Annotated in this window: 1 protein-coding gene; it reads right to left on the bottom strand. The window is 44.2% G+C overall.

The window, feature by feature from the left end:
- Positions 1 to 918: YeaH/YhbH family protein (locus R8O11_RS25915; RefSeq protein ID WP_318194701.1), on the bottom strand; the 918-nt coding region annotated here is incomplete at both ends.

Raw genomic sequence — 918 nt, 5'->3', positions numbered from 1 at the left:
ACTCGTCGGTAAGCTTCTCATACTCGTGCCATAAGGTCTGATGTGAGCGACGCGTGATTTCTATATAAGAATAGTACTGACAATTTGGCAGCAACTTGTTCACGAGTAAATCTCGGCATCGTGGTGAGTCATCCGCCCAGTTATCCCCATCGGACGCTTGGGCTGCGTAGATGTTCCACTGACCAACCGGGTAACGCTCTTTGACGATTTCATCCATTAATTTCAAAGCGCTAGATACGATGGTGCCACCGGTTTCTTGCGAGTAGAAAAATTCGTGTTCATCGACTTCTTTGGCTTGCGTGTGGTGGCGAATAAACACAACGTCTACGTTTTCATAGGTGCGAGTTAAGAACAGATACAACAGCACATAGAAGCGTTTTGCGATGTCTTTGGTCGCTTGATCCATAGAACCAGACACGTCCATCAGACAAAACATCACGGCTTGGCTAGAAGGGACTGGTCGTTTTTCGTAGTTTTTAAAACGTAAATCGAAAGTATCGATGAACGGCACATTTTCAATTTTCTTGCGCAGCTCTTCGATTTCTTTTTTCAGACGATTTTCTTCAAGTTGTTGTGCTGGCTCAATATTTTTGATGCGAGTCAACTCGTCTTCGAGTTCTTTAAGAAGTCGTTTTTTGCCTGCAGTCATGGCGGTTCGACGAGCTAATGACTGCTGCAATGAACGAATAACGGAAATGTTGGAAGGGATCCCTGCGGTTTGGAAACCTGCTCGGTGAGTTTTCCATTCCGTAATTTTAGCGATTTGATTTTTTTCTAGATTCGGTAGCTCTAAGTCTTCAAAAAGAATATCGAGGTATTCATCTTTTGAAATTTGGAACACAAATTCATCTTGACCTTCGCCATCGGGACTTGCGTTACCTTCACCAGAGCCACTGCCTTGACCTCCACCTTTTGGAC

The organism is Vibrio sp. 1288 (genome assembly GCF_033344475.1).
This window is presented reverse-complemented; position numbering and strand designations above follow the sequence as displayed.